Here is a 16,780-nt window from a genome sequence, read left to right as displayed (position 1 = left end):
ATAGATATCATGGCAGACTTAGATCAATTCCCAGTCATCCCGGTTATCGTCATCGACAACGCTGACGACGCCGAGCCACTCGCCGAAGCGCTGATCGCTGGCGGCCTCAACATCATCGAGGTCACCTTCCGCACCGCCGCCGCCGCTGAAGCCATCGAGCGCATCGCCAAGCGTTTCCCTGAAATGCTGGTTGGAGCTGGCACGGTGGTTACGCCGGAGCAAGCCAAGCGCGCGATCGACGCTGGCAGTAAGTTCGGCTTGGCCCCGGGCACCGATCCCGAAACCATCGCCTACTTCAAGGAGCAAGGTGTGCCGTTCATTCCGGGCATCATGACGCCCACGGACATCCAGGCTGCTTACAAGGCTGGTTGCAAGCGCTTGAAGTTCTTCCCCGCTGGCGCAGCTGGCGGCCCGAAACTACTCAAGGCAATGACCGCCCCTTACGGCAACCTTGGCGTGAAGTTCTGCCCAACCGGCGGCGTGTCGCTCGACAACATGCTCGACTACCTGTCGATGAAGGAAGTCTTCGCCATCGGCGGCTCCTGGCTCGCAACGAAGGACCAGATAGCCAACAAGGACTGGTCCTCCATTACGCAGCAAGTCAAGGAAGCCCTCGCCAAAGCATCCGAAGCTTAAGCTTTTATTACCACTCAAACTAAAAAGCGCCCGGGCATGATGCCCGGGCGCTTTGCTTTACAAAGTTACTTTGCGGTAGAGAGTTTACGCAGTTGGCGCCGGCTCTTGAACGCCGTGCTTCGCGGCAAGGCGATCAGCCGCTTCGCCGCGACCAGTTTCACGCAAACGCTTCAGGTAGGCTACCGGGTCCGTCTTCGAGTGCAAGGAGCCACCTTCGCTGAGCACGGTATCCATCGGGTCGACGTCGTAGCGGGACTTCTCCATCATTTCCTGCTTCCACTTGGCGATCATCGCCTTGCCCTTCTCGGCAAGCTCAGGATTGGAATCTGCAAGGTTGTTTTGCTCGTGCGGATCATTGGCCAAATCGAACAACATCAAATCCGGGTAGTCATGCCAGGAGTCGTGATAGGTCTCGATGCAGATGTAGTCATCCCAACGTGCCGCACGCTGACAGCACCATGCAGCCTGAGAGGTGACCAAGTTGTCGCGATGCGCCTTGTTCGGCTCGCTCAGGTTCTGCGCAAAGCCTTGGCCGTCCCACACGTCGGGCACTTCCATGCCGGAAAGCTCCAGCGAGGTCGCGGCCATATCGAGTGAATACAAGAGGCGATCATCGGATTCGCCTGCGCGGTCATCCGTGACTCCCGGCCAGCGAACGATCATCGGAATGTTGCAAGTAAATTGGTCGGCGGTCTGATGGTCGCCATAGACGTTCAGCTCGCCGAGGTTCTCCCCGTGGTCCGCTGAGATGATAATGGCGGTGTTCTCATACAACCCCTGTTCCTTTAGCGACTCGATGATCTTGCCCACATAGTAGTCCGCGTAAGCCACGCCGCAGTCATAGCCATCGAACATGCGCTTGGCCTGCTCCATATCGTGGATGCTGTCAGGCTGACGCTCCTTCACCGCATCGCGACCGTCGAGCAGCCATTTGGGTGCGGGGACATAGTCGTTCACTTCTTGAGCGGAATGCGGTCCAGCTTGCTTCCAGTGCTCTTGGCGAACTTCCTCGGTATACCATTCAGGAATGGGTTCATCCTTGAATGGATTCTCGTAATCAAGCGGTGTGCGATAAGGCGTGTGCGGGTCCCATACATTGAGCCACATGAAAAACGGCTTATCGTCGCCACCTTTGCGCTCCAGCCAATCCGTAACCTGCGGTGCGATCACGTCGGCCGTTTCCTGGCCACCGCCGCCAGTATTGTGGATTTCCATGAAACCGGCATACCAATGCCAAGCGCCATGACGCTGCGCAAACGGGCTGAAGGCAACTGTATGGTAGCCATTGGACTGAAACTGCGAAGCCCAATTCGGCTGTGTCATGTTGCAGAAAAACTGACGATCCTCGCCCCAAATGAACGGCTGACAGGCAACACCGCCGTGATTGATGACGCCCGTGTGAATGCCAAAGCGACCTGTGGTCATCGCCGTACGACTGGGTAGGCAAGGCACGTCCGGCGCATAGCAGTTAGTAAAGCGAAGGCCTTCGGCCGCTAGGGCGTCGATGTTGGGAGTAGTCTTACGGTGGTAACCATAGCAGCCCATGTGATCAGGCCGCAACGAGTCGATATCGATATAGAGGATATTCATAGTGTCGGGTTGGATTTGAGGGTTTTTAAAATCTGAACTTTCTCGCGCTCAGCGCGTGGAGTTTGACGCTGAACGACCGCCAAAACGCCGAGTAATTGCTCCCCGTCTAAAATCGGCTTGGCAAAGCGACGAAAGCCATTCTCATTAAAATCATTGTCCAGCGCATAGCCTTGCGCTTTCGCTTCCTGAACACGCATCGACGCCACACGCGCTCCAATACGCTGACATCGCCCCTCGTGCCAGCACCAGTATTTAGGCACATTGCTGAACTCTTTTTGAAATGCAAAGAAAACGAGAGCTGTTGCATCGAGCTCGGTGAGATCACGCTCAAACCCGATCCGAGCCTTTATCGCCACCATGCCATCTTCCGGCTCAGCTCGATCAACAAGGATCAGTTGGTTGCCTTGAACCCGATAAAGTTCGGTGCAACATTCCGTCTCGGCTGCCCACTGCGGCAAGAGCGACCGGGTCGACTCCAAGGCCCCGCCAGTCGCACTATCGACCGAGCGCAGCACCTGTAGCGCTTCCCATCGCTTGCTTTCAAAATCCTGACGTACGGCACCGATCGACTCCAGCGCCTGTAAATATCGCCAAAGTGACGACTTGGGCCAGCCGGTTTTGCGTACCAACGTTTCCAGCGAGCTCTGGCCATCCCGAGCCAACAGAGCTAAGAGCTCTAACCCACGCGTCAGCGCAGGAGCAGCCTCGGTCTTAACAGTGTCTTTAACAAGCGATTCCATGTTTCATATATAGAATACTTATTTCATAAAAGAAATTTTGTTTTTTACGTCAACCTTAGAAATCACTGCAAAACTTTGACGAAAAGCACCCGCTTTTGCTTTGCCGTGATGAGTAGAATAAGACTAGCTTACCGTGCATGAGCCCCACCAAAATTGTGCAGCGGCTTCGCGATGTGCACTTATTCCGCGAGCTGAGTGACCCCGAACTTCAATCCTTGGCTCAGGCCTGCCAACTGCGTAGCGTCGAAGACAGTGAGCTCATCGTGGAACAAGGCGACGATGGAGACGAACTACACATCATACTTGAGGGGCAGTTCGAAGTTTTTCTCAGTCAGAAAACGCTTGGTTTCGAAAAGCAGATTGGCCAACTAAAGGAGGGAGATTACTTTGGCGAAATCGCGCTGATCTCCGGTAAAAAGCGCTCGGCTTCCGTTCGTGCGTCAACATCGGGTAAACTACTTTCACTCAGGCGTGGTGCATTTCTGGCCCAGTGCGAGCAGTCGCCCAAATTATCCCTCAAGCTTTGCCAGGCATTGGCCAACTATGTTCAGGAAGGCGCACGGCAACGATCCTCGGTGGCTTTCATCAAACTCGGAGACGCCCACCCTCCCAAGGAAACGCTCGAACTGATTCCACCGGAGGTTTCCAAGGCCTGCGATGCCATGTCCATCGAACATGAGGGAGAGCGGGTGACCATTGTCATGGTCGACCCGGACGATGCGCAGAAGCGCAATTTCCTCGAACAGGCGCTCCAGCCCCTCAAACCGGAATTTGCCGCAACAACCGCTGACGAGATGAAGAAGTTCGTCGACCGCATGCAAGTCCAACACGGCTTTCGCGCGAAGCCCCCTGCTGAAGTTGCGCTCGACTTCCGGGGTCCCGATGGGCAGGCAATCGACATCTCACATAACGAAGCAGCCAAAGTTCTGCGAGATGCTTTGCGTGAAGCCATCGCACTGAAGGCCAGCGATGTCCATTTCGAGCCCAAGCGCGGGCGACTGGATGTGCGCGCGCGCATCGATGGTCGCTTGCTACCTCTGCGAAACGACGTGCCCGTAAATTTGGTCCGTCAGGTCATTTCGATGATCAAAGTCTTAGGCAATCTCGACATCGCGGAGCGCCGTTTGCCACAGGACGGCAACTTTGTCATCCAAGCCGAAGATCTCGAAATCGACACCCGCCTATCCCTCATGCCCAGTCAGCATGGTGAGAAAGCCGTGATGCGCTTACTTGATCCACGCGCGCAGCTGCATTATTTAAACCAGATCATCACCAGTGAGCGAGTTCATGCCCTGGCCACGGAGCTCTTTACCCGCGCAGCAGGGCTAACGCTCGTCACGGGCCCGACAGGCTCCGGTAAGACGACGACGCTCTACGCTGGCCTACGCAGCATCTGGGAGGACAACCGACTACTCAATATTGTCAGCGCAGAAGACCCCATTGACCAGCGCCTCGACTTTGCGACACAAACCCAAATCCTGACGCAAGTTGGCCTGACATTTCCCACCGTCTTACGTGGCCTTTTGCGTCAAGACCCCGATGTGATTCTAATTGGCGAGATCCGCGATGAGCACTCGGCTTCCATCGCGTTGGAAGCGGCTATCACCGGGCACAATGTTCTCTCTTCTCTGCACACGAAGCATGCGGCAGAGGCTGTAGCACGGCTGCGTAAACTCGGAGCCGAACCCTATCTGATCGCCGCGGCGCTCAATGGCGTCATCGCCCAAAGGCTGCTGCCAAAACTCAATCCTGCTGCCGCCCAACCCGTTCCTATCGACGACAGCGAACTGACCCGCCTGATTAAAATTGGCGTGCTCGATGAACCGACCGACGCCTTGCGACGCGGCGTATCGATCAGCCCGGATCAGCCCGCAGAACGCGGTCGGGTTGGTTTGTTCGAGGCGTTGGCGGTCGACGACTCGGTACGCGACGCAATCGAATCCCTGGCCACCAGCCAAGAAATGGAATCCCGGCTCAATGCAACAAACTTTGTCGGCATGAAGCGTTACGCGCGCTACCTTCTGCTGGAGCAGCTCGTATCCCCCGCGGCAATTCTCGGCGTTTTCCCAGAATCACCGGAAGTTGGGGCTCTATAGGAAATAGAAAGCCAACGCCCCGATTGCTTTGAGGCGAAAATCGCCTAATGGCAGCAAAGATACTCCAACCATCCGAAATGGTGTTTTTTGCTTTAATCAAGCGTAAGACCCAGGCAATATTGATTCATGAGATCCCCCCTGATCGCCCTTGTCGTTGCCCTGATCATCACGCAAATTCTGTCCGCCAAAACGTCGACTTCCACACTTTATGGCAGTCACATGGTTTTCCAGCGTGACATGCCAATCCTGGTCTGGGGCTTTGATGACCCCGGCCAAGAAGTCGTGGTAAACTTCGCTGGCACAAGTGCGAAGACGGCGACCAACAGCGACGGAGAATGGCGCGTCGAGCTCCCGGCCCAATCAGCCAACGCCGAGGGGCAGAAGATGACCATCGAGGGCTCAAGCTCGCTGACACTCGACGATATTCTAATCGGTGAGCTTTGGGTGCTCTTTGGCCGCTCGAATGTAGGTTTCCCATTAGAGAAAACCGTGAATGGCAAGGCTGTTGCAGCCGAATCCGACCTTCCCTTAGTCAGGATCAATAGCCTATACGACAAGCCGTCTCTGGATCCCGCAAAAGATGTTCAAGCACGCGGCTGGAAAATCATGACACCCCAAGTTGCCGGCAAACAGTCAGCGGTAGGCTTCTATTTCACACGTGCACTTCAGCGTGAGACCGGGATTCCCGTCGGCTTAATCAAAAGTGGCTGGGGTGGCAGCCCGGGCTACATGTGGATCGAGCGCAGCATATACGAAAAGGCGTTTCCCCCCGGAACGAAGGAGAAAAATCTTGAGTGGTTGGCCGATTTTGAGGCCGAGAGCCACAGCTATCACAAGTCCGGCGAAGGAGCGCGTGAGTATTCTGACCAACGAAAAAACGAGCGCATCGGCGCACTCTACCACCCATTTGTGGAGCCTATCGTCGGCTTGCCCGTGAGCGGCATCATCTTTTACTGCAGCGGCACGAGCGCCGAGGAAACCGAGATTGTGGCCACAACCTATCGCAGCGCCTGGGGGCGGGATGACATGCCCTTCCTCTATGTGCAAATTCCACCCAATGGCGGCCCCAAGGATGCCAAACAACCCTGGGGCGACCCGAATTTCAATGGTGCCTTTGACGCGCTTGATCGGTCTGGCCGATTACAGAACTCCGCCATGATCGTTACCATCGACACCGGCGAAAAGTCAGGCAAAAAGGATATTCACCCGCCGATCAAGGAGCCAGTTGGCGAACGCCTCGCCCTGGCGGCGCGCGGACTGGCGTTGCACGAAGAGCTCGTATTCCGTGGCCCCCGCCTCAAGGATGCCCAATTCAGTGGCGGTCAATGCATCATTACATTTGCCGACGTAGGTAGTGGCCTAATGGCGAAAGACGGCGATTTGGAAGGTTTCGCAGTTTCCAGCGACGGTCGCACTTGGGAATGGGCAAAGTCCGCAGAGATCTCCGATGATCAAGTCATCATCGAAAGCGGAATAAGCGACCCCAGATATGTTCGCTACGGAGTCTTCGGGCACCCGACAGGCAACCTCTACAACAAAGAAGGGTTGCCAGCGTCCGTCTTCTCCACTGCGGTGTCCTACCCTGAATGATGCTGCAAATCTCCGCCAGAGTCACGATACCGGCCCATGAAATCCAATGGAACATGGTGCGCGCTCAGGGGCCCGGCGGTCAGCACGTCAACAAGACATCCACTGCGGCCCAGCTCTTCTTCTATGTAAAAGAGTCCTCACTGCCCGACTTCTATAAAGAGCGCTTACTCAGACACCGTGACCACCGGATGAACGAAGATGGCGCGATTGTGATTAAAGTCCAAGACACCCGTTCTCAGGAGACCAACAAAGCCATCGCATTGGAGCGGTTACGAGAAATTATCCTCGCGGCAACAAAAGTTCAGAAAAAGCGTCGCGCAACCAAGCCAACTCGCGGATCGCAGATCAGGCGAGTCGACAAAAAAAAGCAGCACGGCGAGAAGAAAGCACTGCGGCGCAAGCTCGACTAGGGTACTTCGATTAGTTTTCCAGACCAGTCGCTTCCTCAATATCCCAAAACCCCTGAGCAATGCCGTACCGCATCAATTCCGTGGTCGCATGGAGTTCCAGTTTTTTCATCACATTCCGGCGGTGCCACCGCACAGTTTTATCACTAAGAGTTACCAACTGACCTATTGTTCCGTCGTCCAACCCCTTAGAGAACATAGGCAACAACTCTAATTCCTTGTTGCTCAATATCTTGTGAAAAGCTAGGGGGTTTTTCCTAATTTCTTCTTTAACTTGGGCAAATGATTCAGAAAAATACGGCTCACCACGAGCGATAGCATCCATCGCTCGCATCACGGTATCTAATTCATCACTGAACTTATTCACATAACCATGCACCCCAGACTTCAACAACCTAAAGACCGTCACGCTGTCCAGTTTGGCGGATACAGCTAAAACTCTCAGCGAGGACTGCTCCTCAATTAAGGTTTCCGCCACAGAAATGCCATCTGGCTCAGGAATACGAATATCCAATAGCAAAATATCCGGTTTTGTCTCCCGACAGATATCCAGAGCCTCCTGCCCGCTACCAGCCTCTCCGACTACATTAAACTTCTCGCTACACATTTTCACGATCAACTGACGGAATAAACTCTGGTCCTCGACAACAATTACGTTCATGATATTTCTTATATTGTATTCTATCTGCAATACACAAGGAATTGCGCCCATTTTTTCTCGTAGCAGCAATGAATATTCATCCCCTAATGCCCCTTCATAACTTTTTACTACGCACGCTCATCCTGACTTTGTGTAGTGTTACTGGTTACTTATTCGCGGAAGAACCCGAAATCGAGCAACCAGACGAGCCGTTGTATGAGCTCGAGCCGGTATATCTCACTGGGTCACTGTTTATCCCACATGAAAGCGAGTTAATCAAGCCAATCACGATTCTTAGTGCTGAGGACATGCAACTGATGGGCATACAACGTCCAATTGAAGCGCTGCGCCTACAGCCGATGATCTTCGGGGCAATGAATACTGCGAACAACAACGACAGCAGTGGAGCCTCCTCGCCCAATATACACGGTGTTGGCACATTAAGAACCCTGAATTTGATCAATGGTCGTCGCGCGGGTGGAAACAGCGCCTTTTGGCTGGAACCAGGTGGTTTTGCCAACCTGAACTTAATTCCCCAGTCGGCAATCAACCGCATTGATATCCTTCAGCAAAGCGCCAGCACCACCTATGGCTCTGACGCAATCGCGGGCGCTATCAACGTAGACCTAATCCGTCGCTTCGAAGGCGTTGAGGTGGATGCACTGTATGGCGACACGACTGATGGCGGAGGTCAAACCCAGCAATATTCACTAAAGGCTGGCTTCAAGCTCGATGAAGACACCCATTTGACTGTCCTCGGTAGCTTCTATGATCAGCGCGCAGTCTGGGCGCGAGACCGTTCGCTTTCAGCCTCGACGGATTATAGCTCAAGAGGTGGCGTCAATCGAGGCAGTAGCACCTTCCCTGGGCGCGCCACGATTCAAGTCGGGGGAACCCCGCAAGTCAGTATTTTGGCGCCAGGTGTCCCATTTCCCACCAGCGCGGCGAGCTATGTACCCTATAATCACAACACCGACTCTTTCAATTACAACGCATATTCGGCGGACATACCAGCACAGGAAATCACCAACGCTTATGCCGCGATTGAGCACGATTTAACCGACTGGGTAACACTATATGGTGATGTCCTTTACGCTTACAACACATTCGAGAGTGTATACGCCCCTGCTCCTTGGAGCCCTACGCCCGGCACTTCGTTATTCAATGCAGTCGTCAATAGTCCCCATGCGCCCGTGCCCGCCGCCAGCATTAGCAGCGTCTCTTATCGGAGTTTTGAATTGGGCAACCTGACCAACGACATAGATCGCAATGCAGTCCGCACTGTAGGCGGTGCTCGCGGCTTGATCGATAACCGCTGGGAATGGGATACCGCAGCGCTATACACTCAAACATCCGCAGATGTCACCGTCAGTGGCATTGCCGACGCCAGATTGCTAATTCCTTATATCAACAGCGGACAATTCAACCCCTATGCACGTTCGACAACTGGCGTCAATGGCGGTATCGCATTCGACAATGCGACCGCTTTGCGCGCAGCCGCAACCACCGCCAAGAACAAGTACTTTGAAAACCTGTTTTCTTATGATGGAAAAGTGTCAGGAAGCCTATTTGAGCTGCCAGCTGGTGATTTGACTAGCGCTATCGGCGCCGAATATCGCTACGAGAGCATTGATGTGAATCCCGATTCACTCTGGGCAAGTTATCAGAACCTTGGCGCCACCGGGTTTACTCAGCCATTCAGTGGCAAACGTAACGTTTTTGCCATTTTCAACGAAACGCACGTTCCCATCATCTCCAAGCACCATAAAATCCTGGGGCTACAGCAAGTCGATTTAAACTTGGGGTTCCGCTACGAAGATTTCTCCGACCAAGGTGTAGACCCCAAAACGTCTCTCGACGCCAACAATCATTACAACAACTTCTCCTGGGATGCCGCAATCAGCATCAAACCTGTCGAACAGCTAACACTACTCGCCGGCTATAGCACCGGATTCCGTGCGCCTACTTTATTCGAATCCTATTCCAGTAGCGTGTTTGACTATCCCATTCTCGTGGACCCTACAGGCATCACGCCGCCAGGAACCGCGATCCCCACACTAATTCAAGGCAATCCCTACCTAGAACCAGAAGTATCCCAAAGCTGGAACGCTTCCGGCATCTGGAAGCCAGAGTTTGTCAATGGGCTAACTTTCCGAGTGGATTACTATTATGTCAACGTGGATAACGCCATCGCTAACGGCGCCCAGTTTACCCTCAATCAAAATTCGCCAACCGAAGTCATTCGCGATAGCTCTGGAAATATCCTGCTCGTCAATTCCCAGTTCTTCAATGCATCCCGCTTAACCACCCAAGGTATGGACTATACCATTGAATACTCGCATGATTTCACCGATGCGGTAACGGTCGTCACGACTCTCACTGCCAACCAAGTCCTTAGCTACGACGCCGTTGTTCCCGGCGTAGGCGAGTTGAACTTTTTAGGCAACTACATAGACAAACGCACGAATAACCTCAGCCCTGGTGCCATCCCCCGCTGGCGTGGCCTAGCCAGCGTATTTGCCTACGTTTACGATGCATCCTTGGGCGTAACCGTGCAATACATCGACTCATATAACGACGACCCTAATTTCACCGCAGGCAACCAACCTCGTCGTGTCAACGACTACACGACAGTAAACTTGGTTGCAAATTATGACTTCAAAGACAGTAGCAACATGCTACTGAGAAACCTAACCTTGACGGTGGGCGTGGACAATGTCTTCGATACCAGCCCGCCATTTGCAGCCGGTGCCTATGCCGATGGCTATGACACCTCGCTTTACACAATCCGTAATCGCTTTGTCTTTGGATCAGTCAGCAAAAAGTTTTAGTAGGCACCCAAATGAAGCAGTACGCCGATTCAAGGGGCAAGCTCAAGCGACCATGCCGCATTTACGTGGCTGATCATCAGGCGTAGCAGCCTGTCGGAATTGATCGCACTGCTCGAATGAAGTTGATTTGTGGTTCAGAAAACGATGCGACTACTGGCTGTAGCCTTTCCAAAACGAGAAAAGATATATCAATCTCCATTCATTGAAGCGGGGTTGAAGCTGGATGGTTCGGTGTGAAACTTAATCTCTAGCTTCTTTGCACTACATTTCGCCGTATTCGACGACGAATCATTTTTAAGGCTTTGTCCACTCTTGCGCAATCGGGGCGATGAAATAAGAGTGATGGGCGTCATGGGCTCAGAACACAAACACCAGCACAGTTCCAAGGAACACGAAGGCCACGATCACGCCGACCACGGCGAACATTCCTGCTGCGGCGGACACAACCACGACGCACCCCCTAAAGAATCAAAAGATTCCTGCTGCCACGAAAAGCCTAAGGAGAAATCCGACTGCTGCCATCAGGAGCCAGAGCCCGAGGAACATGCCTGCTGCGGTAGCAAACCGAAGCAGGAGAAAAAGTCGTGCTGCCACGAAGATCCCGCCACCAAGGAGCATTCTTCCTGCGGTGGGCATGATCATGGTGAGCACGAACACAGCGAACATTCCTGCTGCCACGGCCACACGCCCAAGAAGCAAAGCGGCCCCGCCGATCCGAATGCGATTTACACCTGCCCGATGCACCCCGAGATCGAGCAAAAGGGCCCCGGCGAGTGCCCCATCTGCGGCATGGCGCTTGAGCCCAAGGAGCCGACCGGCGTCGTCGACGACTCCGAGTATCGATACATGAGCAAGCACTTCTACGGCTCGCTCCTCTTCTCGATCCCTGTCTTCTTGCTCGCCATGCTGCCGATGATTCCCGGCATGGGCGACATCGCGTTTTTCCACTCGGCGGCCAACGGCTGGCTACAGCTCGCGCTAACCATCCCCGTGCTCACCTGGGCGGGCGGATTCATTTTCATCCGCGGCTACAAGTCGATCATCAGCTGGAACCTCAACATGTTCTCGCTGATCGCGATCGGCGTCGCCGCAGCGGTTATCTTCAGCACGGTCGCCGTCATCGCGCCGCATCTGCTGCCCGCGGAATTCAAAATGGACGGCCATGCGCCAATCTACTTTGAGTCGGCCGCCGTCATTATCTCGCTCGTCCTACTCGGTCAAATGCTTGAGGCCCGCGCACGCGGCAAGACCGGCGAAGCACTCCAGCTCCTGATGAGCCAGACGCCAGACACTGCCATTCTCATTGGCGAGGACGGCACAGAGCGCGAAGTCCCGCTCGAAGAAGTAACCGTTGGCCAGCGCCTCCGCGTCAAGCCTGGCGCCAAGGTGCCCGTCGACGGCAAGGTGCTCGACGGCAGCGGCGCAGTCGATGAGTCGATGATCACCGGCGAGCCCGACCCAATCAAGAAAGCCAAGGGCGACGCCGTCACCGCTGGCACGCTCAACCAGCGCGGCTCCTTCACCATGGAGGCGGAAAAGGTCGGCGGCGACACCCTGCTCAGCGGCATCGTGAGCCTCGTCGCTTCGGCCCAGCGCAGCCGCGCGCCGATCCAGGCCACGGCCGATAAAGTCGCGGGCATCTTCGTGCCGGCGGTCATCGCGGTCGCGGTGATTTCGTTCATTTGCTGGGCTGCGTTTGGCCCCTCGCCGCAGCTCGCCTACGCGCTGATCAACGCCGTCGCCGTGCTGATCATCGCCTGCCCCTGCGCACTCGGCCTAGCGACTCCAATTTCCATCATGGTCGGCGTCGGCCGCGCCGCGCACGAAGGCGTGCTCGTGAAGAACGCCGAGGCCATTGAAACTTTAGAGAAGGTCACCACGCTCGTTGTCGACAAGACCGGCACGCTGACCGAGGGCAAGCCCGACGTGACCGACATCGTGGCCGCCGACGGCTTCGACGAATCCACGGTCCTCCAGCTCGCCGCCAGCATCGAAAAGCAAAGCGAGCACCCGCTCGCATTGGCCGTCATCCGTGGCGCGGAAAACCGTAGCATAGCGCTGGCTGATGTCAGCGACTTCGACTCCGAAACCGGCGACGGCGTGCTCGGCACAATCGACGGCGCGGAAGTCCGCATCGGCCGCCTGGACTTCGTCACGAAAGACACGTCCACCAACGATCAACTAAAAGCCAAGGGCGACGCCCTCGCGCAGGAAGCCAAGACCGTCATCTGGGTGTCGCAAGGCGGGAGCCTCGCGGGGCTGATTGCGATTGCCGATCCGATCAAGCCGACGACCAAAGACGCCATTTCCCAGCTCCACGCGCAGGGCCTCAAGATCATCATGATGACCGGCGACAATGAGCAGACCGCGAAGGCGGTTGCCCAAGCAGTTGGCATCGACGACTTTCAGGCGGGCGTGAAACCCGCCGACAAGCACGACGAAGTGCAGCGTCTCAAGCAGGCCGGCGAAAAGGTCGCGATGGCGGGTGATGGTCTCAACGACGCCCCTGCCCTCGCCGCGGCCGATGTCGGCATCGCGATGGGCGCCGGCACCGATGTCGCGATGGAAAGCGCGGGCGTCACGCTCGTTCAGGGCGATCTCGTCGGCATCGTCAAGGCGCGCGCGCTGAGCCAGGGCGTCATGAAGAACATCCGGCAGAACCTGTTTTTCGCGTTCATCTACAACGGCGTGGGCGTGCCCGTGGCCGCCGGGATTCTTTACCCGCTGTTCGGCATTTTGCTCAGCCCCATGATCGCCGCCGCCGCGATGAGCCTCAGCTCGGTCTCAGTGATCACCAATGCACTTCGTTTAAAAGGTCTGCGCCTCCGCGGGTAGGCTCTGGTCAACAGGTAGGCTCGGGTCGGTGGCCATAGCACCGTCGCCCATGCCGATCAGGTCCTTCACGAAGTCTTTCACCAAGTCCAAAAAGTGCTTGATGCCCCCCCAGCCGTATTCCTGGAAGAAGTGGATCAGGAAGTAAATCGCCACGAGGTAAATCACCACCGCTAACACCCCGGCGAGCATTGCCGCCAGCGCCACCAGCCCATCCTCCTCACTCAGGCAAACGCCGATCAGGAAGATGACAAAAGCCGGGAAGGTATTCGTCCCGGGAATGGGCAAAGTCATCAGGCAAGCCATCAAAATCACCAGGAACGAAAGCGCCCGCCGCCCATTAGTTTTGGTAACTCCACGCAGCCGCGGACGGATGAAACGCTCCAAGAAACCGAGAAATTTCGTAGCCCCGGAGATCATTTTTTGGAAAAAACTTTGCGGCAAACTGATGTTTTTTGCCTTCTCCGGAAGCCATGGAGAGTGCTTTCCCTGGAGCATTTGGATCCCAATTGCCAGCATCGCCAGTCCAAATGGCGTGCTGTATCCAGCCGCCGGAACCGGCAGTGCACTGGGCAGGCTCAGGATCACTAGAACTAGCCCAAACCCTTTTTCATCAATTGCTTGCAAAATCTCGCCAATCGAATAACTGCGCTTTTCATCCATGGCGCGGAAGCGGGCAAGCGCTTCGCAGAGACTGGTTTTATGGTTATCCTGCATGTGAAATTGTTATTAGTTTGAAAAATTTCGGCAATTAGCGCGGGTAAGGTGATATATTCAGAAGATCTACTAATTTACTCGAACCCTAATTTCAGTGTGGCATTGTGATCGATTCTCGATGCATTATAAAAGCCAGAAAGGCAACGCCTTCCTTACATTTAGAACGTAATTCTCACATCGAAACCTTGGCGAGCTTGCTGATCGCCACCCAATAATCAACCCACCCTAGAAACATGAGCGTCGAAGACAGGTCTGTTCGCCCGCATCTGATGAGTGGGTTGGGCCGTGTCCAAAGTAAGGACGAGCAGGTCAGCGAGCGCCTCTGCCGCAAGACCATTTCCCGCCACCGAGTTCAGGTAGACTACCTACTCCATGTGCCGGATTGGGACGCGCTATACCAGCCCGGCCTCGAAGATCTTTCCCTCCCCCTGCCCCGCCGCGGCATCAACCTGCGATCCCTGCTCGACAGCCTCCTCGTCGAATACAAGCAGCAGCTCGCGCAGTGGGTCATCGCGCAATACCGCGGCCGCTTCCCCTCCAGCCAGGCCAAGCGCATTGCGCGCATCTGGGCCCTCGACGGCCTCGAAGAACCTATGGGCGAAACCCTCAACTTCAGCGAGTGGCTGGAGTTCAAGGAGCGCCTCCTCTCCCGCATGAAGCTGGAGCACAATCGCTACAAGAAAGCGCAAACCATTCTTTTCCGCCGCTATCAGTCCCTGCTGCACAAGCTGGTCAACCGTCAGGTCTTCGACCCCGGTCAGCGGTCCGACGCCTATCAGGAAGCCTCGCTCGGCCTCATCCACGCCATTGACAAGGTGGAAGACTCCGGTGCCTCCTTTGGCAGCTACGCGCGCACCTGGATTACCCGGCAGATCCGCAACTACCTCATGGGCGAACGTTTCCCCGTGCATGTGCCGATCAACCTCGCTTCGCGCCTTCTCCGCGAAGGCAACGAAGCCCAGCGCCGCGGCGAAGACGACAAGAAAACCAAGCGCCCCGGCGACCCCGCTCCGCGCACCAAGGAAGAGCTCAGCCCCTTCCACGAACTCCTGCACCCCGGCGTGCCGCTCGACGCCCCCACCGGCGACGACGAAGCACCGCGCCAACTGGCGGACGACCTTGCCCAGGACCCGCACGAACGACTTTCCCGCAAAGACCTCCACGCCGCCCTGCGCGGCCTGATGAGCGAGCTCACCGACAAGCAGCGAGAAGTCCTCGCCCTGCGCTTCGGCCTCAACGAGGGCAACCGCCAATGGACTCTTTCCGAGATCGCCCAGGAAGTCGGCATCAGCCACCAACAGGTCTCCCAACGCGAGAAACGCGCCCTCGAAAAGCTAGAAAGCGTCCTCCGCCCCCTTTACGAGGAAATGAACGCGTTGTAAGGCGTGTATCTCGTTAAGTTGCTAGATTTTCTTTAACCCACGTTTACCACGTGTAGCCGTATCTCTCTTTGAGTCTTGTGTGTTCGTCTGCAAAAATTGCGCTTAGCTTGCTTTTCCAAGGTTCTTCCAATTCGCGCTTCTCGCTAACGCGGACTTTGCTTTTCACCGAATCTGGGATAAAGCGCTCGTCTGCCTCTACACCGAGAAAACGGTAGAGATCCATCAACAGCTCCCTGGGATGCTCGGCTATGTCATCGAAGCGACCCACAAAAAGGTTTCCCGGCTTCAGCCGACTTTCCCAGTTTTCAATCAGCTCGCTAAATCGTGCTGCCCGAAGCTGGTGAGCGTCATGGAGAAATGCGTCAACCTCATCTGTGGGTACTTCGTCGAGTGATGCATAGCCGCCATGGCTGATCATTTTACGGCGAAAGTTGGACCACACTTTATCCACCGGATTCCGGACCAGCATGACGCACTTCAGGTCGGGAATGCACTCCAGGATCAAATCGATCATAAACGGGCGCTGCCATGCACTGGAGGCAGTCGACTCACCTAAGATGAAGGGCCTGGGCCCAAAAAAGCGTTCACGCCAAGAGCGATGAAACAGCGCATTATATTCGTCGAAATTCAGCTCATCTTCACGCCCGAGGTACTCCAACAAACGATGCTCGACAAAGAAATGCGGCTCCTTCTTCGCCGACATCTTGATTTGCGGATGCGCAGCCAAATTCACATGCACCCAAGTAGTGCCCGTCCCCTGTGGCCCGATCACAAACAAATTGGGAAAGCGATCATGTTTGATCCGTGGCTTGAGCGCACGCACCATCGCGGAGATGTCCTGTATTTGCTGTTCATCGGCCTGCGGCGGGCCAGCCAGCGAAGACTTGGGTTGATTCATTTCAGTGCTCATCGAGTGTGTAGTGCAGTTTCGTCGATTTCAGGACATCCGTAAAGAATCCACCCCCAGCTTTCGAGCTTTGATATACAAAATTAAGCCAAGCCATCAGACTGGCCCATTGCCGAGATCGCCCAGGAAGTCGGCATCAGCCACCAACAGGTCTCCCAACGAGAGAAACGCACCCTCGAAAAGCTAGAAAGCGTCCTCCACCCCCTTTACCCCCTTTACGAGGAAATGAACGCGCTGTAGGCAGCCAGCACGCGGAGCGTGCTGGAGATATTTGGAGATTTGCAGGCTATACAAGATGTAGCGCAGAGGATGTAGAAGCGCGTGGCTCGCTAATCTGTAGTAGCCACGATCTGATCTGACAGATCGTGCTGTCTGGTCGATTAAAGTGTCAGGCTATTTTCGTTTGGTTGTT

Annotated in this window: 13 protein-coding genes; 8 read left to right on the top strand and 5 right to left on the bottom strand. The window is 55.3% G+C overall.

What is annotated here, in order from left to right:
• Positions 1-9: 9 nt before the first annotated feature.
• On the top strand, positions 10-636 hold the full coding sequence (locus RBB62_RS13540) for a bifunctional 4-hydroxy-2-oxoglutarate aldolase/2-dehydro-3-deoxy-phosphogluconate aldolase (RefSeq protein WP_309399469.1): 627 nt from the start codon (positions 10-12) through the stop codon (positions 634-636).
• A gap of 84 nt (positions 637-720) precedes the next feature.
• Here RBB62_RS13540 and RBB62_RS13535 read toward each other — a convergent pair whose 3' ends face one another.
• Both RBB62_RS13535 and RBB62_RS13530 read right to left on the bottom strand, forming a co-directional pair.
• The gene (locus RBB62_RS13535) at positions 721-2,226 is read right to left on the bottom strand and encodes a sulfatase family protein (RefSeq protein ID WP_309399468.1); all 1,506 of its coding nucleotides are present in this window, start codon (positions 2,224-2,226) and stop codon (positions 721-723) included.
• Entirely contained in the window at positions 2,223-2,966 is a 744-nt protein-coding gene (locus tag RBB62_RS13530) for a helix-turn-helix domain-containing protein (protein WP_309399467.1), read from the bottom strand. The genes RBB62_RS13535 and RBB62_RS13530 overlap by 4 nt, the downstream gene beginning before the upstream one ends.
• Positions 2,967-3,103: 137 nt before the next feature.
• Between RBB62_RS13530 and RBB62_RS13525 the strand changes: the two genes are divergently transcribed.
• The 3 genes from RBB62_RS13525 to arfB all read left to right on the top strand — a co-directional run bounded on the left by RBB62_RS13525 (position 3,104) and on the right by arfB (position 7,062).
• Positions 3,104-5,062, top strand: a complete 1,959-nt coding sequence (locus tag RBB62_RS13525) for an ATPase, T2SS/T4P/T4SS family (RefSeq protein WP_309399466.1) — start codon at positions 3,104-3,106, stop codon at positions 5,060-5,062.
• 126 nt (positions 5,063-5,188) lie between these two features.
• Complete coding sequence (locus tag RBB62_RS13520) at positions 5,189-6,652, top strand: hypothetical protein (protein ID WP_309399465.1); 1,464 nt, start codon at positions 5,189-5,191, stop codon at positions 6,650-6,652.
• Positions 6,652-7,062 carry an alternative ribosome rescue aminoacyl-tRNA hydrolase ArfB gene (gene arfB / locus RBB62_RS13515; protein WP_343219094.1) on the top strand — a complete coding sequence of 137 codons (411 nt, stop codon included), beginning with the start codon at positions 6,652-6,654 and terminating at the stop codon, positions 7,060-7,062. The genes RBB62_RS13520 and arfB overlap by 1 nt, the downstream gene beginning before the upstream one ends.
• A gap of 10 nt (positions 7,063-7,072) precedes the next feature.
• Here the strand turns inward: arfB and RBB62_RS13510 are convergent, their stop codons facing one another.
• Positions 7,073-7,720, bottom strand: a complete 648-nt coding sequence (locus RBB62_RS13510) for a response regulator transcription factor (protein ID WP_309399462.1) — start codon at positions 7,718-7,720, stop codon at positions 7,073-7,075.
• A gap of 86 nt (positions 7,721-7,806) precedes the next feature.
• Here RBB62_RS13510 and RBB62_RS13505 point away from each other — a divergent pair, with 86 nt between their 5' ends.
• The gene (locus RBB62_RS13505) at positions 7,807-10,530 is read left to right on the top strand and encodes a TonB-dependent receptor domain-containing protein (RefSeq protein WP_309399461.1); all 2,724 of its coding nucleotides are present in this window, start codon (positions 7,807-7,809) and stop codon (positions 10,528-10,530) included.
• Between the two features lie 351 nt (positions 10,531-10,881).
• Positions 10,882-13,365, top strand: a complete 2,484-nt coding sequence (locus RBB62_RS13500; protein WP_309399460.1) for a heavy metal translocating P-type ATPase — start codon at positions 10,882-10,884, stop codon at positions 13,363-13,365.
• On the opposite strand, the gene RBB62_RS13495 is transcribed toward RBB62_RS13500, so the two are convergent.
• Positions 13,339-14,079, bottom strand: a complete 741-nt coding sequence (locus tag RBB62_RS13495) for an exopolysaccharide biosynthesis protein (RefSeq protein WP_309399458.1) — start codon at positions 14,077-14,079, stop codon at positions 13,339-13,341. The two genes, RBB62_RS13500 and RBB62_RS13495, sit on opposite strands and share 27 nt — an antisense overlap.
• 233 nt (positions 14,080-14,312) lie before the next feature.
• Here RBB62_RS13495 and RBB62_RS13490 point away from each other — a divergent pair, with 233 nt between their 5' ends.
• The gene (locus tag RBB62_RS13490) at positions 14,313-15,461 is read left to right on the top strand and encodes a sigma-70 family RNA polymerase sigma factor (protein WP_309399457.1); all 1,149 of its coding nucleotides are present in this window, start codon (positions 14,313-14,315) and stop codon (positions 15,459-15,461) included.
• Positions 15,462-15,504: 43 nt separating this feature from the next.
• Here RBB62_RS13490 and RBB62_RS13485 read toward each other — a convergent pair whose 3' ends face one another.
• Positions 15,505-16,371, bottom strand: a complete 867-nt coding sequence (locus tag RBB62_RS13485; RefSeq protein ID WP_309399456.1) for a sulfotransferase family protein — start codon at positions 16,369-16,371, stop codon at positions 15,505-15,507.
• Between the two features lie 105 nt (positions 16,372-16,476).
• On the opposite strand from RBB62_RS13485, the gene RBB62_RS20310 reads away from it, so the two are divergent.
• Positions 16,477-16,608, top strand: a complete 132-nt coding sequence (locus tag RBB62_RS20310) for a sigma factor-like helix-turn-helix DNA-binding protein (RefSeq protein ID WP_425499897.1) — start codon at positions 16,477-16,479, stop codon at positions 16,606-16,608.
• The last annotated feature ends 172 nt before the right edge of the window (positions 16,609-16,780 follow it).

This window comes from Cerasicoccus maritimus (assembly GCA_031296935.1).
Taxonomy (GTDB): Bacteria; Verrucomicrobiota; Verrucomicrobiia; order Opitutales; family Cerasicoccaceae; genus Cerasicoccus; species Cerasicoccus maritimus.
Note: the sequence above shows the minus strand (reverse complement) of the source record. Positions and strands in the feature narration are given on the sequence as shown.